Here is a 25,283-nt window from a genome sequence, read left to right on the forward strand (position 1 = left end):
AAGCTCAAAACGCTCTTGAGGAAGGCCGCCGCGCGAACCCTCGACGATCTCTGGCGTGCAGTCGGCAACATCTGCGACCTGTTCGAGCCCGAAGAATGTTGGAACTACCTCAAAGCCGCTGGCTATGTTGCAGATTAATCGCCTGACGCTCTAAGCGACCGAATCGCTCCGACGTTCCATCAATCCGGCATGGAGATGTTTGGTCGGCTATCCGCACGGCCCCTGGGGCGCGCGGATCCAGGTTCTTCCAAAGATTCAGACCAAAATTCGGCGTACGAATCCTGAGCGGAAAGCGTAGTATCCCAGCGGCAACCCGACTGTCGCTCCTGTGCGGCAAAATTCCAAGGTTTAGTGAACACATTTTTGTTGGGTTGCCGTGAAGGTGACGCTGGGCAATGTGCGTCTGACGTAAACGGAAGGACTCGCATTATGCTCAGAGGAGAGGCGGCCGCCGCGCCGCAGGGGAGGTCTGCGCGCGATTGTGATCGGTCTCTGCTGCTCGTGGACGATGACAGAGCGTTTCTCTTGCGCATGAGCCGGGCACTCGAACAGCGTGGTTACGATGTGGTGGCAGCCGAAAGTGTCGCCGAAGGGTTGGCGCAGCTGCGCCGCAGCGCGCCGGCCTACGCCATTGTCGATCTGCGCCTCAGCGATGGCACCGGGCTCGACGTGATCGCGGCGTTGCGGGCTGCACGCGAGGACGTGCGCGCCATCATCCTGACCGGCTATGGCAACATCGCGACGGCGGTGAGCGCCGTGAAAATCGGCGCCATCGACTATCTGACCAAGCCCGCGGAAGTCGACGAGATCGTGGCCGCGCTTACGTGCGATGGCGAGGCGCGCGCCGAGCCGCCGGAAAACCCGATGTCGGCGGATCGCGTGCGCTGGGAGCACATTCAACGGATTTTCGAGCTTTGCGACCGCAACGTCTCGGAGACGGCGCGGCGGCTGTCCATGCACCGGCGGACATTGCAGCGCATCCTCGCCAAGCGCGCGCCGCGCTGACCCGGGTCACCCGTCCGGCAAGTCCATCTCCCGAGGGGCGGTCATGAAAGGGTTGGCCGCCCATTCGGCCTGCAAAAGGCGGTCGGCGGACAGCCGCGCGAAGCGCAGCATCAGCGCCTTGCGGGTCGCCGCTGCCATCCTTTCCTCCGGTGCGTCCCGCAGGATTTCGGCCGCATAGCCGTCCGAGACGATCAGGCCGCAGGTCCGCGGAAAAATATCGGCGGGCACGCCCGGATGGGTGGCGAAATACAGCCGGTCGCAATGCTGTCGGTAGTCCGGCCATTTGCGATCGACGCGGAAATCCTCGACCGAGGTCTTGATCTCCACGATCGAAAATTCGCCCTTCTCCGAAAGACAAATCAGATCGGCGCGCCGACCGGACGCCAGCGGCATTTCGGGAAGCAGCGCCACCCGTCGCGCGGTCATCAGCCGCTGCACGCCGCGGCGCACCATCAGGGCGCGCTCCGACTGGCGTCCGTCGACGAGCGGATCGACGGCAAAGGGAGAAACGAGCGGCATGCGTCACAGATAGTCCATGCGGACGATCGGCGGCAAGCAAAAATGGAAACAAACCAGAAACAAAAAGTCGGGCCGGCGGACGGGCGCGCGATTCCAGGCACACTAAACGGAATCTACGCCTCCGCCCGGATGGTTCCTGCAATCTCGTCGAGGATGGGGCAGTCGGGGGCCTGATCGCCATGGCATTGCTCGGCGAGATTCGCGAGCGCGCGTTTCAGCGACTTCAGTTCCGCGATCTTGCGGTCGATCTCCGCGATCCGCGAACTGGCGAGGCGTTTGACATCCTCGCTCTTGCGATTGGAATCCTCGTAGAGCGACAGCAGCCGCCGCGCCTCTTCTATGGTAAAGCCCAATGAGCGCGAGCGCTGCAGAAAACGCAGCATGTGCACGTCCCGATCGCGGTAGTAGCGGTAGCCATTTGATGCCCTGGCCGGCTTTATCAGCCCCACTTCCTCATAATAACGGACCGTCTTCGGCGGCAGACCCGACAACCGGGATGCTTCCCCGATATTCATGAGACGTCCTCGTTGATGGCTTCGATCATCTCGACGCTAAGGAGATGTCGCGGCCGCCGGCTCCGTCAACTGTCACATGGCGGCAACAAAGCGCTTATTAACCATCCGCGTGCCAAATAGGGTCATTGCTTCAACAAATTGTGCGGCTTAACGAAGAGACGGCTTCAGATGGTCGGCAATCAGACCCGCGCGGTTCGCACAGCGACCGCTTCATCCATCGCACCCAACTTGGCGTTCGTTATGAAGATGAGACAGATTATCCTTGCAGGCGCTGCTCTGCTGTCGGTCGCGACCATGGCGGGGTGCGCGACGTCCGAGCGCGCGTCGCTGACGCCGTCGGGCAATGCACAGGTGGCCGCCTATACGGCGCCCGATTCCCTGCCGACCGAAGGCAGTGCTGGCGCGACGACGAAACTCGGCTATGGCGCCGTGGTCGACGAAGGCTTTGCCCTGCCCGCGATTCCAACCGACAAGATCGATCCGCAATATCTGCGTCAGCGCGTGTCTTTCGAGGAAGGCCGCCAATACGAGTCGGGCACGGTCGTCGTCGATACCCCGAACCGGTTCCTGTATGTGGTCGAAGCCGACGGCATGGCGATGCGCTACGGCATCGGCGTCGGTCGCGCCGGCTTCTCCTGGGCGGGTGAAGCGAACATTCGCGCCAAGCGATCCTGGCCGAAATGGTTTCCGCCGGGCGAGATGATCGACCGCAAACCTGAGCTTGAGCCTTACCGCAACGGTATGGACCCGGGCCTGACCAACCCGCTCGGCGCCCGCGCACTCTACCTTTACCAGGGTGGCAAGGACACGCTGTTTCGCCTGCACGGAACGCCGGAATGGTGGACGATCGGCACGGCCGCCTCGTCTGGCTGCATCCGTCTGATGAATCAGGACATCCTCGACCTCTACGAGCGCGTTCCCATGGATGCCCGCGTCGTGGTCAGGCAGGGTAAGGAGCGGATGGCGGCGGGTTACGCCGGCGCCTGACCAGCCGCGCGATCGCGGCGCGACAGTTCTACAAGGCGGGGGACCGCCACGGCCGGGTGCTTCGGGGGAGGCGTCCGGCCATTTTTTTAAGAGACGGCCCGTTGCCGGGGCGTCCAGCTGAGCAATGCCGGCATTGGCGGCGGGCGAGCCTCGATCATCGGCGTATCGCTCGCATTCGGCGCTCACTAAGCGCTCACTTGCTGGAATCGGTTCGACTTCATCGTGGTTCGGGCGTCGCGCCGCGGACCGCCGCGACGAGCAAAAGTCCCAGCGTTGCCGCATTGAGCGTGTGCCAGAGGAAGTGGGTTCCGTGCGGCCAATCCGGGCAGAGCGGCAGGTCGACCATCCGGAATGCGAGCGAGACGGTAAAGACCCCGCCGGCGGCGAACACCGGCCAGCCCTCAGGATGGTCCCGCGCCACGAGATAGCCGCCAATGGCGTACAGTGCGAAAAGCCCGGCAACGTAGCCGGCCGACGATCCGAGCTGCGAAGCGAGCAGCGGTTCGGCCGCCAGGGAGGCTGCGACGAAGGCGAGTGTTCCGACAAATGCCGCCATCGGGGACAAACCCACGAAGCGGCGGAGTGCGAGGCCGAAATAGGCGAAGATGAACAGCGCGATGGGGATGACGTCGGCGAAACTCGACCATCGGTTCGCGAAGGTGTGGAACAGAAACGAGCCGGTTCCGATGATCGCGACGAGACAGATGAGATAGAGGCTCGGCCGGTCTCGCGCCGGCCCCCGTCGCCAGTACCAGAGCCCGAGCGCCGCGGCGGCGAAGAAGGCGAGATTCGACAAGGCGTTGAGCGGTTCGGCCCAGAAGCCCGTGCCGATCCGCTCGCAATAGGCGTCGATGGGTGCCGTCAGCTCCATGACGCGAAGAATGCCCATTAGAGCCCGATGATGCCAGTCGAGGTCTGTGGCAAGCGACAACAAGGCGGGGGATATCTCTAGCCCTCGCGTGCGACGGGCGGTCGGCTTCTCAAAGCCCCGGCCAGGCAAGCGTCGCGCCCGCGACCACCACGTAGCGGGCGAATTTGCCGATCGCGACCAGCACGACGAACGGGACGAGCGGCACCCGCAAGGTCCCGGCGATCACCGTCAGCGCGTCGCCCCCGAGCGGCGACCAGGCGAACAGCAGCGTCCAGACCCCATAGCGATTGAAGAAGCGCGTCGCCGCCTCCAGCTGCTTCGGCTTCACCGGAAACCAGCGACGCTCCTGGTAGCGCAGCATGAACCGACCGCAGAGCCAGTTCACGACCGAGCCCAAGGTGTTGCCGGTTCCCGCCACAAGGACCAGCAGCCATGGGTCGGCAATGCCTTTCGCGATCAACCCGATCAGCATGAGCTCGGACGCGCCGGGCAGGATGGTCGCGGCCAGAAAGGCGCCCCAGAACAGACTGAAACAGGCGGCAAGGACGCTCAATTCATCCGCTTTCCCGCCGCCGCCAACGGCGGCTGGAGGCGAATGATGCCCTTCCACCGAGGGGCGTCGGGAACCGGGTTCGTTACGTCCAGCCAACGGTTTTCGCGCTGCCCGATACCGATTTTCGCTGGCAGGCAATTGAACGGGCGAGTGACCCTCACCATTTGAATACTACCGCATCGAATTGTCGAAGCCCCCGCGATGCTTGCGCATCGCGGCCATTCTCGAAAGGAACAGTCTGCGATGACTTCGCAAGCCTTGATCCGTCCGGCCTGGACGCCCGCGACCATAGCATTGATGGTGGTCGGTTTCATGATTTACTGGCCCCTCGGCCTGGCGATGCTCGCCTACATTCTCTGGGGTGATCGTTTGGAGAGCTTCCGGCGGGACGTCAACCGTACGACCGACCGTTTCTTCGGCGGACTGAAGCGCACCGGCGCGGTCAACCCCTTCGCCGAGACCCGCACCGGCAACGTCGCCTTCGACGACTGGCGTGAAAAGGAGCTGTCCCGCCTCGACCAGGAGCGCCGCAAGTTGAATGAAGCGGCGGCCGAGTTCGAATCCTATGCCCGCGAGCTGCGCCGGGCCAAGGACCAGCAGGAGTTCGACCGCTTCATGGCCGATCGCCAGAACCAGACTAGCGGCCAGACCATCGACGGCCAGCCCGCCTGACCTACCGGGCGTAGCGGATAGAGTGACGGCGGCGGTGGGAAGAACGCCGCCGTCTTTTTGTCGCGTGTCGGCGGGCTCCGCTATAGGGTGGGGTTCGAATCGCGGCGATGGGCTGCTTCGAGGAACGGTTCATCTTGCCGATGTCGCTTTTCTTCTCCCGGCGGAACGCAAACACGCCCGCCATCCCCGAGCGCCTGGACCTTGCCGCCGGCCCGGTCCCGGTCACCGTGCGCCGCAATCCGCGTGCCAAGCGGCTCATCCTGCGGCTTGCTCCGGGCGGAACTGGAATCGTCGTCACGGCGCCGAAAAAGGTGCCGGCGCGGGCGATTGCGGAATTTCTCGAGCGGCATCGCGGCTGGGTGGAGGAACGCGTCGCGCGGGCGCCCGACCGGATTATCGCGGCGGATGGTGCGACCATCCCGTTTCGGGGCGCCCAATTGCGGCTGATCCAGGCATCGGAACGCCGCGCCAGCCGCTTCGAGATTGTGGACGGCGTGGCGCATCTCTTCGTCGGCGGCGAGCCGGAGCATTTTTCCCGCCGCGTCGTCGAGGCGCTGAAGCGCGAGGCGCGGCATGATCTGCAAGTCCGTGTCGACCGCCACGCAGCCACCGTGGGTCTGCGTCCACGGGCGATGGCGCTGAAGGACACGAAGAGCCGCTGGGGCTCCTGCACCATCGATCGGCGGCTGGCGTTTTCCTGGCGGATCGTCATGGCCCCGCCGGAGGTCCTCGATTATCTCGTTGCCCACGAGGTGGCGCATTTTCGCGAGATGAACCACGGCCCGGCCTTCTGGGCACTCTGCCGCGAGCTTTGCCCCAACATGGATCACGGCAAGAATTGGCTGAAGCGGCATGGAGCCGGGCTGCATGCTGTGGCATTTGACGGCATGCTAAATCGAGCGTTCGAATACGGCGCGGGAGAGACTGGGATCTCGTAGATTGATGTGACTTATACCAACCTGCGGCGATAGGAACCCATTCGACCGGGACGATCGCCGATGCATGGCGAGGAGCGGGACGACGCGCGATGCGGCGCATCGAGTGAGGCCCGCGACGAAGAAAGGCGCGGCGAGCGCCCGGCCATAGGTGGGCTGGACGGGCTCGCCGGACGGCGTCGCACCGCTTGCCCGATGCGCCGCATCGAACTGCGCGTCGCTCCTGGCCGGACAAGCCCGTTCAGCGCCATCGAATAGGTCCCTATCACCGCAGGTTGGTATTAGGCAGAGCGGACGCTGATGCCTAGCAGGTGCTTCAGCAGCTTCCGGCCCCATCCAGGNCGCAGGTTGGTATTAGGCAGAGCGGACGCTGATGCCTAGCAGGTGCTTCAGCAGCTTCCGGCCCCATCCAGGACATTCAGTGGCGATATGTCGGACAACGAAAGCCGGCGTTCGCAGGGCCCTGTCCCCCGCAGCATTGCGCCCGAGCCGCTTGACGCGGATCTGGTCGATCAACGCGAACGATGGCGTAGATTGGTCTGACCGAGTCTTGGTCTCATCTGGAACGTGCGCACCAACCTTTTGATATCTATGCCAACCGCAACGCCGCGCGGAAACCGCACGGCGCCCGGTTGGTGAGCTCGAGTTCGCCACCCAGCTTTTCGGCGCAAAGCTTCGCGATGGACAGGCCGAGACCGCTACCGACAGATGAGCGGTTGGCGCCGCGAAAAAACCGGTCGGTGGCGCGCTCGATCTCGCCGGGCGGCATTCCGGCCCCCTCGTCCTCGACCACAATGGCATTCTCGGGCGACCATCGCAGAACGACGGCGCCGCCTTTCGGCGAATGGTTGACGGCGTTCTCAACGAGATTGCGCACCGCCAGGGCCAGCAAGATCTCCTTCGAGACAATCTCGACGCCGTCGAGCGACGCGTCGAAAACCAGCCGCCCGCCCGTTGCCTCAATGCGCCCGGCCTGGTCGGCGACCGTCTCGCGCAGGAAGCGGGACAACCGGATCGTCCCGGAGCGGGCACTAGCGGCAGCCGCCTCCGCCTCCGCCGTCTCGAGTAATTGCCGAACCAGACGCGAGGTCCGATCCACCGCCGTGACGATCTGCTTGAGCGCGGCGGTCCGCACCGCCTCCTGATCGGTCTTCAGCGAGATTTCGGCTTGCGTTTTCAGTCCCGCGAGCGGCGTGCGCAACTCATGAGCGGCGTAGGTCAGGAAATGCCGCTCGCGCTCCCGTGCCTCCTGGACACGTCCAAAGAGACCGTTCAGCGCGGCGACAACCGGTCGGATCTCCGTGGCCGCGTGGTCGGCGGCAATCGGATGCAGGTTCTCCGCCTCGCGTTGCGCCAGCCCCGCGGCCAGTTGGTCGAGGGGGCGCATGCCGCGGCCCACCCCGAACCAGATCAACGCCGCAAGGGTGGGTACGATCGGCACCATCGGCAGGAGCAGACCCTTGACCACGTCGCGGACCAGCCGTGCCCTGATATCGAGATTGTCACCGACCAGCACCTGAACGCCAAGCTTGGTGTTGGTGACCGCGTAGACACGCCAGGCCCGCCCATCGATGACCCGCTCGGCAAACCCGTCGGCGTGATCCGACAGGCGCTGGTTCGGTGCGCCGTCGGAACGCCCGATCAGCGAACCGGTCAGCGACCAGATCTGACAGGTCAATTGCCGCTCGTAAGGACTGCGCGGATCGACGGCGATGGCGGGAGGCTCGAGGGTAGCCGTCGCAACGTCGATCTCCTGGCTGTCGATCAGCGACGATACCATCCGCGCGGCCTCCATGAGCCGGGCATCCAGAACCCGCTCCACTTCGGCCCGCGTGTTGAGATAGATCCACGCCGTCGCCGACAGCCAGACGAGCCCCGTCATCACGACCAGGATGATGAACAGCCTGCCCTTGAGAGATCGCATCATCGGCCGGCCTCCCGCAGCCGGTAGCCGACACCGCGAACCGTCTCGACGACGCTTCTGCCGAACTTGGCCCTCAGATTATGGATATGGACCTCGACCGCATTGCTTTCGACGCCTTCCTGAAAACCGTAGAGCTTCTCTTCCAGCTGGGCCTTGGACAGGATCGTGCCGGGCCGTTCCATGAGCGCATGCAGAAGCTTGAACTCGCGGCGCGAAAGACGCACGTCCTCGCCGCCGCGCGTGGCGAGCATCTTGGCCGGATCGAGGCGCACGCCGTCCCATTCCAGATGGGCCGTCGGACGATTGCTCGCGCGTCGAACCAGCGCACGCAACCGCGCTGCAACCTCGTCGAGATCGAACGGCTTGCCGAGATGATCGTCGGCCCCGCCATCGAGCCCCTCGACACGATCGGCAACGGTATCGAGCGCCGTCAGCAAGAGAACGGGCGTCGCGTCGCCGCGCCCGCGTATCGTCGCCAGCAATTCGTGGCCGGACCCGTCAGGCAGCATGATGTCGAGGACGACCGCATCGAAGCCACCCGACCGCAACGCTGCGTCCGCATCGCCGCGACATGTCGCCAGATCGGCGGTGAAGCCGTTCATCTGGAGGCCGACCGTCAGGCCGTTGCCGAGGATCTCGTCGTCCTCGACGATCAGAATGCGCATGCGTCGTCCTTCTCGATCTGAACGGGGCGTCGTTTTCCCTGCTCGCCTGCCCAGCTTAAGGCTGCCTTAAGCTGGGCAGGCGATCTCACCCCCGCAACGACGCAATGAGGGGTCGCCCATGAGATCGATGACGATCTTCTTTTCGCTTTGGCTTTTTCTGCCTCTGGCATCGGCTCTTGCCCAGACGGCGCCGCTGCCGGTGGACACGGCGTTCGCGTTCTCCGCGAACAAGACCCCGGCCGGAGGGCTCGAGCTGCGATGGGAGATCGCCGACGGCTATTATCTCTATCGTGATCGCATCGCGGCGCAAACGACCGATGGCCGCAATGTCCCGATGACGACCCCGGCCGGAGAGCCGAAGGACGATCCCTATTTCGGTCGGATGGAGGTGTACCATCGCTCGGCCGAGGCCTCCGCCGAGCCGGCCGCCATCGCCGATCTCGGTGATGCACCGGCCGTAACCGTCAGCTACCAGGGCTGCCAGGACGACGGCATCTGCTACCGGCCGCAGACGAAGACGTTCGATCTCGCGGCGCTGTCGGCGCAACCGACGACACCCGGCAAGGCCGAGGACGCGCTGAACCGCCTCGTCCGGGGCGAAAGCGTCTGGAAACGTCCGTCGGTGTCCGCGGCGGGCGACGAAACGAGCGTTGCCACCGCCAACGCCCCGGCCTCCTCCGCCCCGCAGGCCGGGACGCCGGTGGCCACGACGATCAGCAACCTTCCGCAACCTTCGGCGGGCACGCCCGGCATCGCGATCGACCGATCGAACCGCGGTTTCGTCGCCGATCTGCTCGCCGATGGCGGCGCGGCATGGGTGGTTGCGATGTTCTTCGTCCTCGGTCTCGGACTGGCGTTCACGCCTTGCGTCTTGCCCATGTATCCGATCCTGGCGGGTCAACTCAGCCGTGGCGGCGAGCGGCTGTCGGCCGGTCGCGGCTTCGTGGTCTCCGCGACCTATGTCGGAGCGATGGCCGCAGCGTTCGGGCTTCTCGGCGTCGCTGCGGCATGGTCCGGCCAGAATCTACAGATCGCGCTGCAATCAAAGGCCGCGATCCTGTTCGTCTCGGCGCTCTTCGTCGTTCTGGCACTGTCGATGTTCGGCCTGTTCGAGCTGCGGCTTCCCGCCGCCTGGACAAACGCGATCGCCCGAAAGGCGCCGGGATCGCGCGGAAGCCTCTCGTCCAGCGCCGCGCTCGGATTCACCTCGGCGCTCATCGTCGGCCCTTGCGTAACGGCCCCCCTCGCCGGCGGTCTTCTTTATATCGCCCAGACGGGCGATGTCGGCCTCGGCGCGGTCGCACTGTCCGCGCTCGGGCTCGGCCAGGGCATTCCCCTGATCGTCTTCGGAACGATCGGGTCCAGGGCGCTGCCGAAAGCCGGCCGCTGGATGGTGCTGGTCACGCGCGCCTTCGGCTTCGCCTTTCTCGGCCTGGCGATCTGGATGATGTCGCGGATCCTGCCGCCGACAGCCACGCTCGGCCTCTGGTCGGCGCTGCTTCTGGGTGCCGGCGTGTTCCTCGGCGCGTTGGACGTCCTCGGCAGCGAAGCCGGCGTTCCGCAGCGTCTGGCCAAGGCCGGCGGCTTCGCCGCGATGCTCTATGGCGCGATTCTGGCCGTCGGCGCCGCCGCCGGGGCGGACGATCCGCTGCGCCCGCTGGCAAGTCTGGCTACGGCCGGACCGGCGGCACCAAGCGAAAAGCCGATCTTCCGCAAAGTGCGGGATTCGGCGGACATGGCAGCGTTGGTTCGCGCGGCCGACCGTCCGTCGCTCATCTACACCACCGCCGAATGGTGCGTGACCTGCAAGGTCATCGAACGGAACGTCTTCGGCGACCCAACCGTCAGAGCCGAGCTTGCCGGATTTCAGTTGCTCGAACTGGACCTTACCGAGGACGATCCCGCCCGGACCGCGCTGATGAAGGAGTTGGACGTCGTCGGTCCGCCCACCATGCTCTTTGTCGACAACCAAGCGCGCGAAGTGCCCGGCTCCCGGCTGATCGGCGATATCACGGCCAGCGGTTTTCTCGCCGCGGCCCGCCTGGCGGAGGGTAGCTGATATGACGGCCATCAGCCTCGGCCCCCTCGTCTTCGCCGGTGACCGGCTGGCCGCGATCCTCGCCATCGTCGCCTTTCTCGGGATCGCGGCGATCGTGGCGGGCCGGATCGACCCGCGCATCGGCAACTGGTCGCTGGCCGTGGTCGTCGTCGGCTTCGTGGCGGCGCGGCTCGGCCATGTCGCCGCGAACTGGGATAGTTTCGCGGAGGCCCCGCTACGGATCTTCGCTGTTCAGGAGGGCGGATTTTCCTGGATTGCCGCCATCGCGGCCGCGGCCCTTTACACCCTCTACGCCTGCCGCGGCGCGAAACTGCGCGCCTGGTCATTTGGAACGTTGGCGGCCGCGTTCGTCATCTGGAACACCGCCTGGCAACTGACCGCCACGACCAGCGCGGTCGCCGCTCCGATGACCGCCTTCGCCACGCTCGATGGCGGCGAAGCGCGCCTGTCCGACTTCGAGGGCAAACCCGTGGTGCTCAATCTCTGGGCCAGCTGGTGTCCGCCCTGCCGTCGGGAAATGCCGATGATGGCGCAAATGGCCAAGGAGCGCGGTGATGCTTTCTTCGTCTTCGCCAATCAGGGCGAAGGCGCGGATACGGTCCGCCGCTATCTCGAACAGACCGGGGTGCAGATCGACAACGTCCTGCTCGACCAGGCCAACAGTTTCGCCCGCCACTACAGCGTCGCCGGCTATCCCGCGACCCTGTTTCTCGACAAGACGGGAACCCTTCAAACGATGCATTTCGGTGAAATCTCGCGGGAAATCCTGGCCTCGACCCTTTCCGACATCGCAAAGAAGGATGACTGACATGTCCGGATGGACCATCGCCATTCGAGGAAGCCTCCTCGGCGCGGCGGCGCTTCTCTCCGCCTGCTCGACGACGAGCAATCCTTCGCGCGTCGCCCTCGGATATGCGGGCAGCTCCAACGACGATCCGCGTATCTCGCGCTACTACGGCGGCGTTGTCGATCAGGGTTGGGCGATTCCGGCGATCCAGCCGGACGTCGTGGAGCAGCGCAATATCCGGCAGGTCGTCGATTTCGACACCAAGGAACCGGCCGGCACCATCGTCGTCGATCCAAACAACCACTTTCTCTACCTGGTGATGGAGAACGGCAAGGCGATGCGCTACGGCGTCGGCGTCGGCAAGGCGGGCTACGCCTTTTCGGGCACGGCCACCATCGCCCGGAAGGCGAGCTGGCCGGGATGGACGCCGACGGCCAACATGATCCGGCGCGACCCCGAGCGGTACGGCCCGCATGCGGGCGGTGTTTCAGGTGGCCTTGGAAATCCGCTCGGCGCGCGGGCCATGTACCTTTACCGGAACGGCCAAGACACGCTCTACCGCGTCCACGGGACCAACGAGCCCTGGACGATCGGTCAATCCGTGTCGTCTGGCTGCATCCGGATGGTCAACCAGGATGTCATCGACCTTGAACAGAGGACTCCGGTCGGCACCCGCGTCGTGGTGCTCGACGGAAGCGAGACTCCGGGGTCCGTGTAATCGCCTGTCAGCCCCGGCACGCGCCGCAGCCCCCCAGCGGCGAATTGCGGCGTCGGATGCGGATTCACCGCCGCCGCGTCAAAGCCGATCACCCATGCCAACCAAAAGGTCTTTCGATTTGTCTGCAACTCTTCTGCGCATCAGCGCCATCGCGCTGGCGACATTCACGCTGGCCGCCTGCTCGACATCGTCTCAGCCGACCCAGCAACTGGCCTATGCCGCGCCCAAGCCGCCCGTCGACCCGCGCGTCAACCGGATGTATGGCGCGGTGACCGACGACGGCTGGCAGATTCCGGCTGTCGATCCGAAAAACATGGACCCCCGCAACATTCGCCAGGTGGTCGACTACGAAACGACGGAGCCGGCGGGAACGATCGTCGTCGATCCCCGCGCCCGCTTCCTCTATCTCGTCATGGAGAATGGCAAGGCGATGCGCTACGGCGTCGGCGTCGGCAAGGCGGGCCTGGAGTTCACCGGCAGCGGCATCATCAAGCGCAAGGCGGCATGGCCGCACTGGACGCCGACCCAGGACATGATCAAGCGCGAGCCCGACAAATATGGCGGCGCCCTGCGCGACGGCATGGACGGCGGCATCGACAACCCCCTCGGAGCCCGGGCCCTGTATCTCTACAAGGACGGCAAGGACACGCTCTACCGCATCCACGGTACCAATCAGGAATGGTCGATCGGCAAGGCCGTCTCCTCCGGCTGCATCCGGATGCTAAACCAGGACGTTATCGATCTCAACAGCCGTGTCCCGAAGGATACGCGGATCGTCGTGATCTGATTGCCCAACCAAAAAGGAACTCCCGCCATGACCATTCCATCCATCTCCCGCCGCAAGCTGATCGTCGCCTCCGCTGTCCTCGCCGGTACGCCATTTTTATCCCGGACGGCCTTTGCCGAGGTCGATCCGATGTCGAAGGAGGCCGTGCTGTTCGATCCGCAGGTTCCCGTCCTCGGCAATCCGAAAGGCGACGTGACCATCGTGGAATATTTCGATTACCAGTGCCCCTACTGCAAAAAGGCCCATCCGGACGACATGCGGGTGGTGCAGGAAGACGGCAACGTCCGCTTCGTCATGAAGGACTGGCCGATCTTCGGCCCCCCCTCGCTCTATGCGGCGCGCCTGACGCTCGCCGCCGGCTCGGGCCACGCCAAGGCAATGGCCGCCTTGATGGCGACCAAGGGCAAGCTGACGCCCGACATGATCGAGGCGATCCTGACCAAGGCGGGCTTTTCGGTGCCCAAGCTCAATGCGGCCTATGATCGGGACAAGGACCGGATCAATTCCATGCTGCAGCGAAACAGCACGCAGGCCGAGACCTTCGGCTTTCCAGGAACGCCGGCATACGTCATCGGAACCGCCATCTATCCCGGTGTGGTCGCGCCGAACGACATGAAGGCGGCCATCGCCGCAGCCCGCAAGGGCTGAGCGGCGCAGCCAAGCCTCTGGTTCGGATCACCCCGTTGAAACGATCCGCCAAGCAATCGAAGTGGCCGGGCCGTCCCGGCCTTTTCTCGCATCCGAGCCATCCTTGGCGTCATCAAACGTCCGGTAAAGGACCGTCGGTACCCCAGAAGGGATGGCTCGGATTCCAATTTCTCTACAGCCGCCGAGGGTAACTTTCGCGACCTGCAACCGGCAATTATCCGTCGGGAAACCCGCCCGGACGTTCCCAATCCGAGAATGCATATTGTGCTGGCAGGCAAAGCGTGATCCCATTTCAAACCAGTTCCGAAATGGGGGGAATTCAATGAGCACGACCAATCTGCCACGCGCTGCCGCCGCCGCGCTTGGAAGCCTGATACTTCTTGCGTCCGCCGGGGCGCAGGCGCGAGACCTGACCGTGGTCTCCTGGGGCGGCAGCTACCAGGACGCCCAGAAGAAAATCTATTTCGAGCCATTCTCGCAGAAGATCGGCAAGCCGGTTCTCGACGAGAGCTGGGATGGCGGCATCGGCGTGATCGCGGCGAAGACGCAGGCGGGCGTACCCAATTGGGACGTTGTTCAGGTCGAGTCCGAGGAGCTCGAACTCGGCTGTTTCGACGGCATGTACGAGCCGATCGACTGGGACGCGCTCGGTGGGCGCGACAAATTCATCGACGCGGCGGTCAGCGACTGCGGCGTCGGGGCGATCGTCTGGTCGACGGCGATCAGCTACGACGCCAGCAAGCTGACGACAGCGCCGACCTCCTGGGCAGATTTCTGGGACGTGGAGAAAATTCCCGGCAAACGTGGCCTGCGACGCGGACCCAAATACTCGCTCGAATTCGCATTGATGGCCGACGGTGTCGCGCCGGCGGAGGTCTATTCAGTTCTCGCCACGCCGGAGGGCGTCGACAGGGCCTTCGCCAAGCTCGACGCGTTGAAGCCGAACATCGTCTGGTGGGAGTCGGGCGCCCAGCCGTTGCAGTTGCTCGCCTCGGGCGAGGTGGCGATGACGACCGCCTATAACGGGCGCATTTCGGGCATCAACAAGGACGAGGGCACGAACTTTGAGGTCGTGTGGAACGGCAGCATCTATGCGGTCGACAGCTGGGTCATCCTCAAGGACAGCCCCAACGCCGAAGAGGCGATGGATTTCATCGCCTTCGCCAGCGCGCCGGAGAACCAGTCGAAGCTGCCCGAATACATCGCCTATGGCTTGCCGAACAAAGAGGCGGCGGCGCAAGTGCCGGCCGATTTGCAGGCCGATCTTCCGACGACAGCGCAGAATATCGAGAATGCCGTCCCCCTCGATGCCGGCTTCTGGACCGACAATGTCGAGACACTGACCAAGCGCTTCGACGCCTGGCTCGCACAGTAAGCTGTGGGATCAAGTGGCTCCGATCCGGCGAGATCCGCCGGGTCGGAGCGTTGCGGGTATGCGGGCTCGAAGGTATGCAATGGACGCGTTTATCAGGTTCGAGAACATCTCGAAGGCGTTTGGCGCGCAGACCGTGGTCGACAATCTCGATCTGACGATCCGGCGGGGCGAATTTCTCAGCCTGCTCGGGCCCTCGGGGTCGGGCAAGACGACGATCCTGATGATGCTTGCCGGCTTCGTCGCGCCGACGCAGGGCCGGATTCGGCTCGACGGACGCGAGATTCAGGGCGTCCCCGCGCACAAGCGCGATCTCGGCGTCGTCTTCCAGAGTTATGCGCTCTTTCCGCATATGACGGTTTCCGAGAACGTCGCCTTTCCCTTGCGCATGCGCGGAGTGCGCAAGGCCGAGATCAGCGAGCGCGTCACGCGTTCGCTCGACATGGTCCAACTCGGCAAACTCGGCGCCCGGCGGCCCGCGCAACTGTCGGGAGGCCAGCAGCAGCGCGTGGCGCTCGCCCGCGCCATGGTCTACGAGCCGAAGGTGGTGCTGATGGACGAACCGCTCGGTGCGCTCGACAAGCAGTTGCGCGAGCAAATGCAGCTCGAACTGCGGGACCTGCACCGCTCGCTTGGGCTGACCATCGTCTTCGTGACGCACGATCAGTCCGAGGCGCTGACGATGTCCGACCGCATCGCGGTCTTCGAGTCGGGCCGCATCGAGCAGATCGGCCCGCCGGAGGAGATATACGACCGTCCGCGGACCCGTTTCGTCGCCGAGTTCATCGGCGAGACCAATGTGCTGGAAGGGACGGTGGTGTCGCTGGAGAAGGGCGTCGCGCGGCTGGCCGCCGGGGGTGGACGAACGCTCCTCGCGCGGACCGACCGCGATCTCGCCGCAGGGCAACGGCTGCTCGTCTGTGTCCGGCCGGAACGAATCGCCGTTTCGGACGACCCCGGCGCCGCCAACGCCATTCCGGTCGAAGTCGCCGACAGCGTGTACCAGGGCGACCACATCCGGTTGCGGCTCGAGGGCGATGGCGTGTCGCTGGTCGGGCGCCGGGACCGCAGCCGCGCCGACGTCCCGACCGGCACACGCGGCTATGCCTCCTTCGCTCCGGGCGATTGCGCGCTGGTCGACGCATGAACGCGGCGGGGTTGAGATCGGCTGCCCTTGTCCTGCCGCTCGTGCTGTTTCTCGGCGTGTTCTTCTTCTGGCCGCTGGCCACGATGCTGGCGACTGCCGTGAGCGACGATGCCGTCGGCAAGGCGTTTCCGACGACGGCGGCGGCGCTCTCGTCCTGGGACGGCGCGGTGCCGCCCGACGCGGCGATCCAGACGGCGGTGGCGACCGACCTGCGCGTGATCGAGGATCGCAGCGTCCTCGGCGACGCCGTGCGCCGCCTCAACAGTGCGGTGCCAGGGTTTCGTTCGCTGATCACCAAGACCTATCGTACCGTTCGCCAGAACGCCGACGCGCCGTTGGACCTCACCGCGATCGACGCCCAATGGGGCGATCCTGCGGTATGGCGCGGCTTCGCCAGAGCCGTGCCGCCCTATACGGATCGCAATCTCCTTGCCGCCGTCGATCTTCAACGCGGCCCCGACGGCGACATCCGCCAGGTCGGCGAGGCCGCTTCGGCCAACCGCGTCATCATGGTGCGAACCTTCGTCATCGCGGCAAGCGTCACGGCGCTGTGCGCCGCCATCGGACTGCCTTACGCCATGCTGATCGCCGGTGCCGGCGGTTGGGTGCGAACCCTCCTCCTCCTCGCGGTGCTGCTGCCGCTCTGGACCTCGCTGCTGGTGCGCACCGCGGCGTGGGTGGTGCTCCTGCAGAACAACGGGCTGGTGAATGGTTTCCTCCAGACCATCGGTCTGATCGACCATCCGCTGCCGCTGATCTTCAATCGCGCGGGCGTCGTGATCGCCATGACCCATGTGCTCTTGCCGTTCATGGTCCTGCCGATCTACAGCGTGCTGCTGACAATCCCGTCGAACCTGATGCCGGCGGCGGCCACGCTCGGCGCGAACCCGCTCCGGGCGTTCCGGCACGTTCTCTTTCCCCTCGTGCTTCCGGGTCTGATGTCCGGTTCGCTGCTCGTCTTCATGGTGGCGCTTGGTTATTACATCACGCCGGCGCTGGTCGGCGGAGCAGAGGACCAGATGATCTCGTCGGTCATCGCGTTCTACGCGACCGGCACCGCCAACTGGGGGATGGCCGCGGCACTCGGCATCATCCTGCTTGCGGCGACCCTCGTTCTCTACGCCGTCTATGGCCGCTTTTCCCGCACACCGCCGGGGTTCGGCGTATGACCGGGCGGATCCTGCGCACGATCTACGGCGCCGCGGTGGTGTTCTTCCTGATCGCGCCGATCCTGGCGATCCTGCCGCTCGCCTTCACCGACAGCATCTTCCTTTCCTATCCGATCAACGGCTTTTCGGACCGGTGGTTCAGGGAACTCGTCGCCAACGAGACCTGGAGCCGGTCGATCGTCAACAGCCTGATCATCGCGACCAGCGCCACCGTCCTGTCGACCAGCATCGGCACCCTCGCCGCGCTTGGCCTGCGCGGCGATCGGATTCCGCTGGCCGGGCTTTTGCGCACCGGCTTCATCTTTCCGATGGTGGTGCCACCGGTGGTTCTCGGCGTCGGGATGCAGATCCTGTTTGTCAAAGTCGGGCTGGCCAGCAGCTATCTCGGCGTCATTGTCGCCCATTCCGTCCTGTGCGTGCCCTTCGTCGTGGTCACCGTTTCGGCCTCGCTCGCCGGCATCGACCCGGCGATCGAGCGCGCCGCATCGAGCCTCGGCGCCTCGCGGACGCGAACGTTTCGCGAGATCACCTTGCCGCTCGCCCTCCCCGGCGTCGTTTCGGGCGCGGTTTTCGCCTTCGCCACGTCTCTCGACGAGGTGATCCTGACCCTGTTCGTCGCCGGGCCCAACCAGCGCACGCTGGCTCGCCAGATGTTTTCGACGATCCGCGAGAATATCAGCCCCGCCGTCGCCGCGGCCGCTCTGCTGCTCATTGTCGGAACGCTCGTCCTCGCCGTCTTGGGCGCGGTCCTTCGACACAGGCAGGCGCGACCGGCCGATACCGCGTAGTCCAGCCACGGCATCCCCGGTGTGGCCCACTTCCTCTCGAAACAGGTGGCGCCAACCATGACGCGCAACCCCGCTGGCATTCTCGACCCACAGACGAGGAGGGACGCCCGAGTTCGCTATGCCGGGCTGAGGAGAATCGCGAGCCCTTGGACGAGATAGACCGCGCCGATCCCCAGCACGATGGTCTTGGTCCAGGTTCTATACTGGCGGTCGGTGATCCGATCGAGGACGGTGCGGGCCAGCGAGGTGCCGACGACCGCCAAGCCCGCGCCCATCAGCAACAGCCAGCCGGAGACCGCATCGCCCCCCGCCGTCACGATGACGCCGAAATAGACCAGCTTCATGCCGTGGGCCATGACCTGGCAAGCCGACTTGCTGGCCACGATGATGCGGCGATCCACCGGCATGCGGACGAGAAACGCGTCGAGGAGCGGGCCTGATACGCCTGAGACGAATTGCAGGCCGGTGCCGACGAAGCCGGCAAATTCGGCGGCGCCGCGCCGCCGGGCATGGGGCGCGTAGCGCTCGGGCAGCGCGAAAGCCATGAACGGCACCAACCCGAGGCTGATCAGCACGGTGGCGCGATCCGGCACGAGCAAGAGAAACGAGAACAACGCCAGCGCCGCCGCCGATCCGGCGGCGAACCGCGCCACGACCCGAAAATCGATATAGCGCCACCACAGCACCGCCCGCCAACCATTGGCCGCCAGCTGCGTGACGCCGTGCAGGATCATCGCCGCCGGAACGGGCAACAGGAACAGCAAGCCGCCCATCAGCACCATGCCGCCGGCGATGCCGAACACGCCGCTCAGGAACGACGTGCCGAGAACCAGCACGGCGAGCCCGGCCAGGGCGAGCGGTCCGCTCAGCATCAGCTCCGCCCTCGAACCTACTGGAAGCTGTTTTCGAGCGTGCCAAGCCCCGTAATGTTCATGCGCACGACATCGCCCGGCTTGAGAAACCGCGGCGGCTTGAAGCCGATCCCGACGCCGACCGGCGTGCCGGTGGCGATGATGTCGCCGGGCACCAGGGTCAGGCCGGCCGAAATCGTCTCGACGAGGCTGGGGATGTCGAAGATCAGGTCGCTGGTATTCGCCTTTTGCCGGACCTCGCCGTTCACCCGGGTCTCCAGATCGAGGTTCTCCGGGTCGACCTCGTCGGCGGTGGCGATCCACGGCCCCATCGGGCAGAAGGTGTCGAGCGCCTTGCCGAGGAACCACTGCTTGTGCTGTTTCTGGCGGTCGCGCGCCGTCACATCGTTGACGATCATGTAACCCCAGATGTGCTCGTAAGCCTTAGCCTTGGGGATGTTGCGGCCGCCCTTGCCGATCACCAGGGCGAGTTCGATCTCGTAATCGACCGACTGCGTGACGTCACCATGCAGTTGCACGACGTCGCCGGTTCCCACCACGCACGAGGCGGGCTTGGTGAAGACGGCCGGAAATTCGTCGACCTCCGCCCCCGCCACCGCGCCGGCCTCAAAGCCGCTCTGGGCAAATTCCTTGGCGTGGGCATGATAATTCTTGCCGACGCAGAAGATGTTGCGGCGCGGCGCCGGGATCGGCGCTTCGATCGTCAGGCTGTCGAACGGCATCGCTTCGCCGACGGTGCGGATCTCGCCGCGCAGACGATCGTAATGTTCGATCAGTTCGACCATGTCGGAGACGGCTGGCTCGATCGCCCGCACCATCTGATCCTCAACGACGCCGATCCGGGATTCGCCGTTTTTCGCATACCGTATGAACTTCATCCTGCCGGGCTTCCTCTCCAGTCCAGTGTCTGCTTTTTCGCGGGCAATTCAGCCGTGATAGTCCGATGCCGGCCGGGTGAAGAAGCCATGCAGGATCTGGTAGGCCATCAGGAAGTTCTTCTGGGTGAAGGACGCATGCGAGATGCCCTTCATCACCGCGAACTCCTTGTCGGCGTTCGGCAGCCGCTTGAAGAAGGCGAGCAGGTCGTCGATGCCGGCGATGCCGTCGAACTCGCCGCGCATGACGATCGTCGCCGCCTCGAGCTTTTCCGGATCGACCAGCGGCAGCCGGGTGCACATGTCGATATAGGTGCCGTTCGGCATCGAATCGTCGAGCGCCAGCACCTGATCGATGAAGGGCTGGGCGAAGCTGTCATGCACGGTGCCGGGGTGGTCGCGAGTGAAGATCGACCACATGAATTCCTGGTTGACCGGACGGCGGACGGTGCCGCGCCAATCGTCGATCTTCTTGCGTCGCTGTTCCAGCGTCGGGCTACCCTCGCCGGTCCAGACCATCGCGTCGAGCGCCAGGCGGCTGACACGGTCGGGATGGCGTTCGGCGAACGTCGCGGCGCGAAGCGCGCCGGAGGAAATGCCATAGGCAAAAAGCGGTCCGCTCTCGCCACGCGCGATGATGAAATCGGAGACCGCCTTGGCATCGTCGGCGCCGTCGGCGATCGTCGCCAAGACGTCCTCGCCCTTGTAGGAGCGGCCGTAGCCACGGCAGTCGAAGCACCAGGTGTTGAAGCCGCGGCTGGCGAACCAGTCCATGACCGAGGCTTCCGGCATGCCGTCGACCTGCAGGTCGAAGGTCGGCTGGCTGGCCATCGACGACCCGTGCACGAACAAAATGGTGCCGCGGACGGGGCCATCGGCCACGCTCGGCTTCTCCCAGATGAAAACTTCCTGGCCGTTCGATGTCGTGCGGTGTGCCTTGCCTTCGGTCTTCGTCGTCCGGCGGATGTCGTCCTGCATGTCGTGTTCCTGATGGTTGGGGATCGTTCAGTCGGCTCAGATGCCGAGGCGCTTCATCTGTGGTTCCGGATAGCGCAGGCCCGCCGCCGCGCCGGGCGGGAAGGCCGCGTCGAGCCCAGCGCGTTCGGCGTCGGTGAGAACAAGGTCCAGCGAAGCGGCATTCTCGTCCACACGTTGCGGTCGTTTGGTGCCGGGGATCGGCACGATGTCGTCGCCGCGCGCCAAGAGCCACGCCAGCGCCACTTGCGCCGGCGTCGCGCCATGGGCGTCGGCTGAGGCCCGCAGCCTCTCAAGCAGCCGCAGATTTTGGGCGAGATTCTCGCCGGTAAAGCGCGGCATGTCGCGGCGGCGGTCTTTCTCCGCCAGATCGGCCTCGCCGCCGATCGCGCCGGTCAAGAACCCCCGCCCGAGCGGCGAATAGGGGACGAAGCCGATTCCCAGTTCGCGGCAGGTCGGCAGGATTTCTGCCTCCACGTCGCGGGTCCACAGGGAATATTCGGTCTGCACGGCGCTGAGCGGATGCACCGCATGGGCGCGGCGGATCGTCGACGCACCGGCCTCCGAAAGCCCGATGAAGCGCACCTTGCCCGCCTCGACCAGCCGCGCCATCGCCCCGACCGTGTCCTCGATCGGCACATTCGGATCGACGCGGTGCAGGTAATAAAGGTCGATCACCTCGGTTCCGAGCCGCATCAGGCTCTTCTCGCAGGCGGCATGCGCGTATTCCGGCGTGCCGTTCACCCCGGTCTTGCCGTCGGGAAGCCGCAGATTGCCGAATTTGGTGGCCAGGACGGCTTCTTTCCGCCGGCCGTCCAGCGCCGCGCCCAGCAGCTCTTCGTTGCGGCCGTTGGCGTACATGTCGGAGGTGTCGATGAAGTCGATGCCGCGATCCAGCGCGTGGTGGATCGTCGCGATCGACTCCTCTCGATCCGCCGGACCGTAGATATCGGTCATCGACATGCAGCCGAGGCCGATGGCCGAGACGGTCAGTCCCTGTTCACCCAGCTTCCGGGTTTTCATGTCGCCTCCGATCCTTCGTTCAAGACCCTCACGCGCCCTCGAATTCCAGAATATGCAGGCCGCGATTGCGGTCGAGCAGATAGATGATGCCGTCATCGCCGACCGCGACGTCGTTCGACTGCGGGCTCGGCTCGTCACCGAGCGGTTCGGGGATGAAGAAGCCGACCTCCTCCGGCAAGGTGGGGTCCTTGGCGTCGATGATGCGCAGGCCGCCGGAAAACCAGGTGGCGTAAATCAGGGTCGTATCGAGCCGCTCGTGGAATTGGTGCGCGCCGAAACGGCCGGGCGCGCCGCTGTAGGGTGAGGCGTGCTCGCCCAGACTGAAGATCGACAGCGGCTTGAGATCGCTCAGGTCGCTCGCGTCGAAGAGCCAGAGGAACCCATGCAGCCGGCCGTGCAAATGGTCATGCTCCTCGTCGATCGCCGCGGCGATGCGCCGGCCGCCGATCGGGTTCTCGAACGGCATGACGGTGTGGGTCGGCTCCGGAATCGCCGGATGGTAGTCATAGGCCCCGATGGTTCTGAGATCAGTGATGTCGGTCGCGTCGATCACCCGGATCCCGGCGTTCCAGACCGCCGCCCACAGCTCGTCGCCGCAACGCATGGCGTGGTGGAGGCGGTTCTTCAGGCCGTGCCAATGTGGCGTCTCGCCGCCGGCTACGTGCTGGCCGGGCAGCGCCCAGCGCGCGACCTCGCGCGGCCGGGCGGGCTCGGCAAGGTCGTAGACGACCAGGATATTGCCGACATAGCCCTCCATCTCGGTCGAGATGTAGGCGTAACGTGCGTCGGCATCGAAACGGTGGACGCCGACGCCATGGGTGCGCTCATAGGCGAGGAGGGACGGCTTGGTCCGGTCGGAGATATCCCAGATCTTGAAGCCGCCCTCGTCGTAGCTCTCGTTCGCGGCCTTGCGCAGCCGCGGCATGTCGCCGGGCGCGACGCCGACCCGCGCCGCCACCTCCGCCTCGCCCGGGTCACGGCCGAGTTCGTCGCGCAGCGCGATTTCCGCAGCGGCGATGCCCTTGGCGCGGCGTTTGAAGTGGCGGTCGTTCTGCTCGACATTGGTGATCATCAGGTCGCCGACGACGCGCAGCTTGTGGGTGTGCGAGGCGTCCGTCTCCAGCCGGATGTCCGCCACGACCTTCGGATTTCTGCGGTCCGAGACGTCGACGATCGAGGTGCCGTAGGGCGGTTTCATGTGCCCGATGAAGACATGATCGCCGTCGACCACGACCTGGCCACCACCGGGAATGTCGAGCATCGCGATCTGACGCACCCGGTGCGAAAGCGGCTGATCCGCGGGGCTCATCGACCGGCTCCCGCCGATGGTCCCGCCGCCCTGGCCCGCCGGTCGCGCCACCGCCCGGTGACGACCGGCAGCAGCAGGCTCAGGAGCAGCAGCACCCAGAGGATGTTGCCGATCGTGGAGGAGAACATCACCATCGGGTCGTTTCCGGAAATCCGCATGGCCAGGATGAAGGAGCGCTCGATCAGCGGGCCGAGGATCACCCCGATCAAAATGGCCGCGACGTGATAGCCGGTCTTGCGCGCCACATAGCCGATGATGCCGAAGGCGAAGGCGATGCCCATATCGAACAGGAATCCACGCGGGACGAAGGCGCCGACCAGCGTGAATGCGACGATCATCGGTGCGAGATACATGGTCGAGACGACGGTGATCCGCGACATGTAGCGAACCATCGGGACGATGGTGAGGAACATGAAGACGTAGGACACCGCCATCGCCGTTATGACGCCATAGGCCAGTTCCGGGGCCTCCACGAAGAGCCGCGGGCCGAACGGAAAGCCGTGGAACTGCAGCACGACCATCATCACCGCCGCCGTGCTGCCGCCCGGCACGCCGATGGCGAGCAGCGGCACCAGCGTCCCGGTGGTCACGCCGTTATTGGCGGCCTCGGGCGCCGCGACGCCGTCGGAAAAGCCGGTGCCGAACCGTTCCGGCGTTTTGGAGAACAGCCGGGCCTGCTGGTAGGCGACGAAGGCCGCGATCGAGGCGCCGGCGCCCGGAAGCACGCCGATCACCAGCCCGAGCAGGCTGGTCCAGGTGATCAACCACCATTTGCGGAAGGCCTGCAGGGTCTCGCTCAGGCTGTTCGCCCAGGTTGTGGCCGGCACGGCGACCGTCCCCTTGGTGTCGACGAGCCATTTCTGCTCGAGCATGACAAGGGCTTCGGAGATGGCGAACAGGCCGATCAAGGCGGGCACCAGCGGCACGCCGTCGAAGAGCTCGAGAAAGCCGAAGGTGCCGCGCGGCGTCGCGTAGATGTGGTCCGCACCCATCGCCCCGAGCATCAATCCGAAAGCGCCGGCGATCAGGCCCTTCAACATGTCCTGGGCAGCGATGGAGGCGATCAGCGCAAGGCCGAACAGCATGATCACGACCATCTCGACGCTGTGGACGTAGTAGCCGACGCGCGACAGCGCCGGCAGCGCGAACAGCGTCACGATCGAACTGATCAGCCCGCCCATCACCGACGCCACGAAACAGACGGCGAGCGCCTTGCTGGCCTGACCATTCTTGGTCATCTGGTAGCCGTCGAGCGTCGTCGCAGCGGCCCCGCCGGTGCCGGGGATGTTGAGCAGGATCGCCGGAATCCCGCCGCCGAGATGCGAGGCGCTGTAGAGCGCCACCATGAACACCAGCGCCACTTCCACATCGAGGGCAAGCGTCAGCGGCAACAGGATGATGATCGTGTTGTGCGCGGCGAAACCGGGGATCGCCCCCATGACGATGCCGATCAGCACGGCGGGAATGATCACCCACCAGAGGCTGAAGGAATGCAGGAACAGGCCCGTGATAAAGGCGGCGTCGAATTCCATCAGAAGATGGCTCCCATGAGCTGCTCGAACGGACCCTTGGGGAATCGGGTATTCAAGAGAACGATGAAGAAGAACCAACCGCCGAGGGCGGCAAGGCCGGCCGTCAGCAAGGCGCGCCCGACCGGGCGCGCGCCGGCGACGTGAAACGAGAGCGCCAGAAAGGCGAAGGTCGTGAGGGTGAAGCCGAGATAGGGAACCGCGAAAATATACGCGACGATCAGCGCGACGAAGATCGCCCGACTGGCGCGCGAAGCCGGCGCCCCGAAGAAGTCGCCGAAACCCATCGAATAACGGCCGCGGCGAAGGCCGATCGCGACTCGCGCCATGTAGATCAGGACGAGCAGCAGCATCAGCCCGGCGAGGATCATGCCGCTCATCTGCGCCTGCCAGGGAAAGCTCCGGACGGACAGCACGTAATAGATGGCGTAGGCGCCCGCGGCGATGGGGATGATGAGATCAGCCCCGACTGGTTTCCTGGTTTCGCGATCCAACATCGGCGAGATCCTGCTTGCGACCGGATGGGATAGGGGGCGGCCGCACGACCGCCCCCATCAGGCAAAAGTCTTCTTGCCCGAG

Annotated in this window: 26 protein-coding genes; 13 read left to right on the forward strand and 13 right to left on the reverse strand. The window is 65.2% G+C overall.

Annotation, left to right across the window (positions count from 1 at the left end; genetic code table 11):
* The first annotated feature begins 429 nt into the window (after positions 1-429).
* Complete coding sequence (locus tag VQ045_RS13165; protein ID WP_331830460.1) at positions 430-1,005, forward strand: ActR/PrrA/RegA family redox response regulator transcription factor; 576 nt, start codon at positions 430-432, stop codon at positions 1,003-1,005.
* Positions 1,006-1,011: 6 nt separating this feature from the next.
* Here the strand turns inward: VQ045_RS13165 and VQ045_RS13170 are convergent, their stop codons facing one another.
* Positions 1,012-1,524 (reverse strand): MmcB family DNA repair protein, encoded by a 513-nt coding sequence (locus tag VQ045_RS13170; protein ID WP_331830413.1) that lies wholly within the window; start codon positions 1,522-1,524, stop codon positions 1,012-1,014.
* A gap of 113 nt (positions 1,525-1,637) precedes the next feature.
* Positions 1,638-2,039 carry a Cu(I)-responsive transcriptional regulator gene (cueR, locus tag VQ045_RS13175; RefSeq protein WP_331830414.1) on the reverse strand — a complete coding sequence of 134 codons (402 nt, stop codon included), beginning with the start codon at positions 2,037-2,039 and terminating at the stop codon, positions 1,638-1,640.
* Positions 2,040-2,279: 240 nt separating this feature from the next.
* On the opposite strand from cueR, the gene VQ045_RS13180 reads away from it, so the two are divergent.
* Entirely contained in the window at positions 2,280-3,026 is a 747-nt protein-coding gene (locus VQ045_RS13180) for a L,D-transpeptidase (RefSeq protein ID WP_442879866.1), read from the forward strand.
* A 217-nt stretch (positions 3,027-3,243) separates the two neighbouring features.
* Here VQ045_RS13180 and VQ045_RS13185 read toward each other — a convergent pair whose 3' ends face one another.
* Both VQ045_RS13185 and VQ045_RS13190 read right to left on the reverse strand, forming a co-directional pair.
* Complete coding sequence (locus tag VQ045_RS13185) at positions 3,244-3,915, reverse strand: ceramidase domain-containing protein (protein WP_331830415.1); 672 nt, start codon at positions 3,913-3,915, stop codon at positions 3,244-3,246.
* A 91-nt stretch (positions 3,916-4,006) separates the two neighbouring features.
* The gene (locus tag VQ045_RS13190) at positions 4,007-4,450 is read right to left on the reverse strand and encodes a YqaA family protein (RefSeq protein WP_331830416.1); all 444 of its coding nucleotides are present in this window, start codon (positions 4,448-4,450) and stop codon (positions 4,007-4,009) included.
* A 243-nt stretch (positions 4,451-4,693) separates the two neighbouring features.
* Between VQ045_RS13190 and VQ045_RS13195 the strand changes: the two genes are divergently transcribed.
* Both VQ045_RS13195 and VQ045_RS13200 read left to right on the forward strand, forming a co-directional pair.
* On the forward strand, positions 4,694-5,122 hold the full coding sequence (locus tag VQ045_RS13195; RefSeq protein WP_331830417.1) for a DUF2852 domain-containing protein: 429 nt from the start codon (positions 4,694-4,696) through the stop codon (positions 5,120-5,122).
* A 140-nt stretch (positions 5,123-5,262) separates the two neighbouring features.
* Complete coding sequence (locus VQ045_RS13200) at positions 5,263-6,060, forward strand: M48 family metallopeptidase (RefSeq protein WP_331830462.1); 798 nt, start codon at positions 5,263-5,265, stop codon at positions 6,058-6,060.
* A 586-nt stretch (positions 6,061-6,646) separates the two neighbouring features.
* On the opposite strand, the gene VQ045_RS13205 is transcribed toward VQ045_RS13200, so the two are convergent.
* Together VQ045_RS13205 and VQ045_RS13210 are read right to left on the reverse strand one after the other, a co-directional pair.
* On the reverse strand, positions 6,647-7,984 hold the full coding sequence (locus VQ045_RS13205) for an ATP-binding protein (RefSeq protein WP_331830418.1): 1,338 nt from the start codon (positions 7,982-7,984) through the stop codon (positions 6,647-6,649).
* Positions 7,981-8,646, reverse strand: a complete 666-nt coding sequence (locus VQ045_RS13210) for a winged helix-turn-helix domain-containing protein (protein WP_331830419.1) — start codon at positions 8,644-8,646, stop codon at positions 7,981-7,983. The genes VQ045_RS13205 and VQ045_RS13210 overlap by 4 nt, the downstream gene beginning before the upstream one ends.
* Before the next feature lie 118 nt (positions 8,647-8,764).
* Here VQ045_RS13210 and dsbD point away from each other — a divergent pair, with 118 nt between their 5' ends.
* From dsbD to VQ045_RS13255, 9 genes are all read left to right on the forward strand, one after another.
* Positions 8,765-10,705, forward strand: a complete 1,941-nt coding sequence (gene dsbD, locus VQ045_RS13215; protein ID WP_331830420.1) for a protein-disulfide reductase DsbD — start codon at positions 8,765-8,767, stop codon at positions 10,703-10,705.
* 1 nt (position 10,706) lies between these two features.
* The gene (locus VQ045_RS13220) at positions 10,707-11,513 is read left to right on the forward strand and encodes a TlpA family protein disulfide reductase (protein ID WP_327624993.1); all 807 of its coding nucleotides are present in this window, start codon (positions 10,707-10,709) and stop codon (positions 11,511-11,513) included.
* Between the two features lies 1 nt (position 11,514).
* Positions 11,515-12,210 carry a L,D-transpeptidase gene (locus VQ045_RS13225; RefSeq protein WP_331830421.1) on the forward strand — a complete coding sequence of 232 codons (696 nt, stop codon included), beginning with the start codon at positions 11,515-11,517 and terminating at the stop codon, positions 12,208-12,210.
* 118 nt (positions 12,211-12,328) lie between these two features.
* Positions 12,329-12,997, forward strand: coding sequence for a L,D-transpeptidase (locus VQ045_RS13230; RefSeq protein WP_442879867.1), 669 nt, complete (start codon positions 12,329-12,331; stop codon positions 12,995-12,997).
* Between the two features lie 27 nt (positions 12,998-13,024).
* Positions 13,025-13,645 carry a DsbA family protein gene (locus VQ045_RS13235; RefSeq protein WP_331830423.1) on the forward strand — a complete coding sequence of 207 codons (621 nt, stop codon included), beginning with the start codon at positions 13,025-13,027 and terminating at the stop codon, positions 13,643-13,645.
* Between the two features lie 322 nt (positions 13,646-13,967).
* Positions 13,968-15,020: an ABC transporter substrate-binding protein gene (locus tag VQ045_RS13240; RefSeq protein ID WP_331830424.1), complete on the forward strand. Its 1,053-nt coding sequence runs from the start codon at positions 13,968-13,970 to the stop codon at positions 15,018-15,020.
* Positions 15,021-15,099: 79 nt separating this feature from the next.
* Positions 15,100-16,164, forward strand: a complete 1,065-nt coding sequence (locus tag VQ045_RS13245; protein WP_331830425.1) for an ABC transporter ATP-binding protein — start codon at positions 15,100-15,102, stop codon at positions 16,162-16,164.
* Positions 16,161-17,333 (forward strand): ABC transporter permease, encoded by a 1,173-nt coding sequence (locus VQ045_RS13250; RefSeq protein ID WP_331830426.1) that lies wholly within the window; start codon positions 16,161-16,163, stop codon positions 17,331-17,333. Before VQ045_RS13245 ends, VQ045_RS13250 begins: the two co-directional genes overlap by 4 nt.
* Complete coding sequence (locus VQ045_RS13255; protein ID WP_331830427.1) at positions 17,330-18,121, forward strand: ABC transporter permease; 792 nt, start codon at positions 17,330-17,332, stop codon at positions 18,119-18,121. The genes VQ045_RS13250 and VQ045_RS13255 overlap by 4 nt, the downstream gene beginning before the upstream one ends.
* A gap of 116 nt (positions 18,122-18,237) precedes the next feature.
* On the opposite strand, the gene VQ045_RS13260 is transcribed toward VQ045_RS13255, so the two are convergent.
* From VQ045_RS13260 to VQ045_RS13290, 7 genes are read right to left on the reverse strand one after another with little or no spacing between them, the layout of a single operon-like run.
* Positions 18,238-18,993, reverse strand: coding sequence for a TSUP family transporter (locus VQ045_RS13260; RefSeq protein ID WP_327647487.1), 756 nt, complete (start codon positions 18,991-18,993; stop codon positions 18,238-18,240).
* Between the two features lie 17 nt (positions 18,994-19,010).
* Positions 19,011-19,871, reverse strand: coding sequence for a fumarylacetoacetate hydrolase family protein (locus VQ045_RS13265; RefSeq protein ID WP_331830428.1), 861 nt, complete (start codon positions 19,869-19,871; stop codon positions 19,011-19,013).
* Positions 19,872-19,919: 48 nt separating this feature from the next.
* Positions 19,920-20,846 (reverse strand): alpha/beta hydrolase, encoded by a 927-nt coding sequence (locus VQ045_RS13270; protein WP_331830429.1) that lies wholly within the window; start codon positions 20,844-20,846, stop codon positions 19,920-19,922.
* A 36-nt stretch (positions 20,847-20,882) separates the two neighbouring features.
* A complete protein-coding gene (locus VQ045_RS13275; protein WP_331830430.1) occupies positions 20,883-21,866 on the reverse strand; it encodes an aldo/keto reductase in 984 nt (327 codons plus the stop codon).
* A gap of 28 nt (positions 21,867-21,894) precedes the next feature.
* Positions 21,895-23,175, reverse strand: coding sequence for an RNA polymerase subunit sigma-70 (locus VQ045_RS13280; protein WP_331830431.1), 1,281 nt, complete (start codon positions 23,173-23,175; stop codon positions 21,895-21,897).
* Complete coding sequence (locus tag VQ045_RS13285) at positions 23,172-24,707, reverse strand: tripartite tricarboxylate transporter permease (RefSeq protein ID WP_327625007.1); 1,536 nt, start codon at positions 24,705-24,707, stop codon at positions 23,172-23,174. The genes VQ045_RS13280 and VQ045_RS13285 overlap by 4 nt, the downstream gene beginning before the upstream one ends.
* Entirely contained in the window at positions 24,707-25,201 is a 495-nt protein-coding gene (locus tag VQ045_RS13290; protein ID WP_327625008.1) for a tripartite tricarboxylate transporter TctB family protein, read from the reverse strand. Before VQ045_RS13290 ends, VQ045_RS13285 begins: the two co-directional genes overlap by 1 nt.
* Positions 25,202-25,283 lie beyond the last annotated feature (82 nt).

It is taken from the genome of Aurantimonas sp. E1-2-R+4, assembly GCF_036549515.1.
Classification (GTDB): domain Bacteria; phylum Pseudomonadota; class Alphaproteobacteria; order Rhizobiales; family Rhizobiaceae; genus Aurantimonas; species Aurantimonas coralicida_A.

Coding starts and splice junctions, on each gene's coding strand:
- VQ045_RS13220 (WP_327624993.1), top strand. CDS start 10,707: ATGACGGCCATCAGCCTCGGCCCCCTCGTCTTCGCCGGTGACCGGCTG.
- VQ045_RS13280 (WP_331830431.1), bottom strand. CDS start 23,175: ATGAGCCCCGCGGATCAGCCGCTTTCGCACCGGGTGCGTCAGATCGCG.
- VQ045_RS13180 (WP_442879866.1), top strand. CDS start 2,280: ATGAAGATGAGACAGATTATCCTTGCAGGCGCTGCTCTGCTGTCGGTC.
- VQ045_RS13205 (WP_331830418.1), bottom strand. CDS start 7,984: ATGATGCGATCTCTCAAGGGCAGGCTGTTCATCATCCTGGTCGTGATG.
- VQ045_RS13240 (WP_331830424.1), top strand. CDS start 13,968: ATGAGCACGACCAATCTGCCACGCGCTGCCGCCGCCGCGCTTGGAAGC.
- VQ045_RS13195 (WP_331830417.1), top strand. CDS start 4,694: ATGACTTCGCAAGCCTTGATCCGTCCGGCCTGGACGCCCGCGACCATA.
- VQ045_RS13185 (WP_331830415.1), bottom strand. CDS start 3,915: ATGGGCATTCTTCGCGTCATGGAGCTGACGGCACCCATCGACGCCTAT.
- VQ045_RS13170 (WP_331830413.1), bottom strand. CDS start 1,524: ATGCCGCTCGTTTCTCCCTTTGCCGTCGATCCGCTCGTCGACGGACGC.
- cueR (WP_331830414.1), bottom strand. CDS start 2,039: ATGAATATCGGGGAAGCATCCCGGTTGTCGGGTCTGCCGCCGAAGACG.
- VQ045_RS13255 (WP_331830427.1), top strand. CDS start 17,330: ATGACCGGGCGGATCCTGCGCACGATCTACGGCGCCGCGGTGGTGTTC.
- VQ045_RS13265 (WP_331830428.1), bottom strand. CDS start 19,871: ATGAAGTTCATACGGTATGCGAAAAACGGCGAATCCCGGATCGGCGTC.
- VQ045_RS13235 (WP_331830423.1), top strand. CDS start 13,025: ATGACCATTCCATCCATCTCCCGCCGCAAGCTGATCGTCGCCTCCGCT.
- VQ045_RS13285 (WP_327625007.1), bottom strand. CDS start 24,707: ATGGAATTCGACGCCGCCTTTATCACGGGCCTGTTCCTGCATTCCTTC.
- dsbD (WP_331830420.1), top strand. CDS start 8,765: ATGAGATCGATGACGATCTTCTTTTCGCTTTGGCTTTTTCTGCCTCTG.
- VQ045_RS13245 (WP_331830425.1), top strand. CDS start 15,100: ATGGACGCGTTTATCAGGTTCGAGAACATCTCGAAGGCGTTTGGCGCG.
- VQ045_RS13270 (WP_331830429.1), bottom strand. CDS start 20,846: ATGCAGGACGACATCCGCCGGACGACGAAGACCGAAGGCAAGGCACAC.
- VQ045_RS13210 (WP_331830419.1), bottom strand. CDS start 8,646: ATGCGCATTCTGATCGTCGAGGACGACGAGATCCTCGGCAACGGCCTG.
- VQ045_RS13225 (WP_331830421.1), top strand. CDS start 11,515: ATGTCCGGATGGACCATCGCCATTCGAGGAAGCCTCCTCGGCGCGGCG.
- VQ045_RS13165 (WP_331830460.1), top strand. CDS start 430: ATGCTCAGAGGAGAGGCGGCCGCCGCGCCGCAGGGGAGGTCTGCGCGC.
- VQ045_RS13250 (WP_331830426.1), top strand. CDS start 16,161: ATGAACGCGGCGGGGTTGAGATCGGCTGCCCTTGTCCTGCCGCTCGTG.
- VQ045_RS13260 (WP_327647487.1), bottom strand. CDS start 18,993: ATGCTGAGCGGACCGCTCGCCCTGGCCGGGCTCGCCGTGCTGGTTCTC.
- VQ045_RS13200 (WP_331830462.1), top strand. CDS start 5,263: ATGTCGCTTTTCTTCTCCCGGCGGAACGCAAACACGCCCGCCATCCCC.
- VQ045_RS13275 (WP_331830430.1), bottom strand. CDS start 21,866: ATGAAAACCCGGAAGCTGGGTGAACAGGGACTGACCGTCTCGGCCATC.
- VQ045_RS13290 (WP_327625008.1), bottom strand. CDS start 25,201: ATGTTGGATCGCGAAACCAGGAAACCAGTCGGGGCTGATCTCATCATC.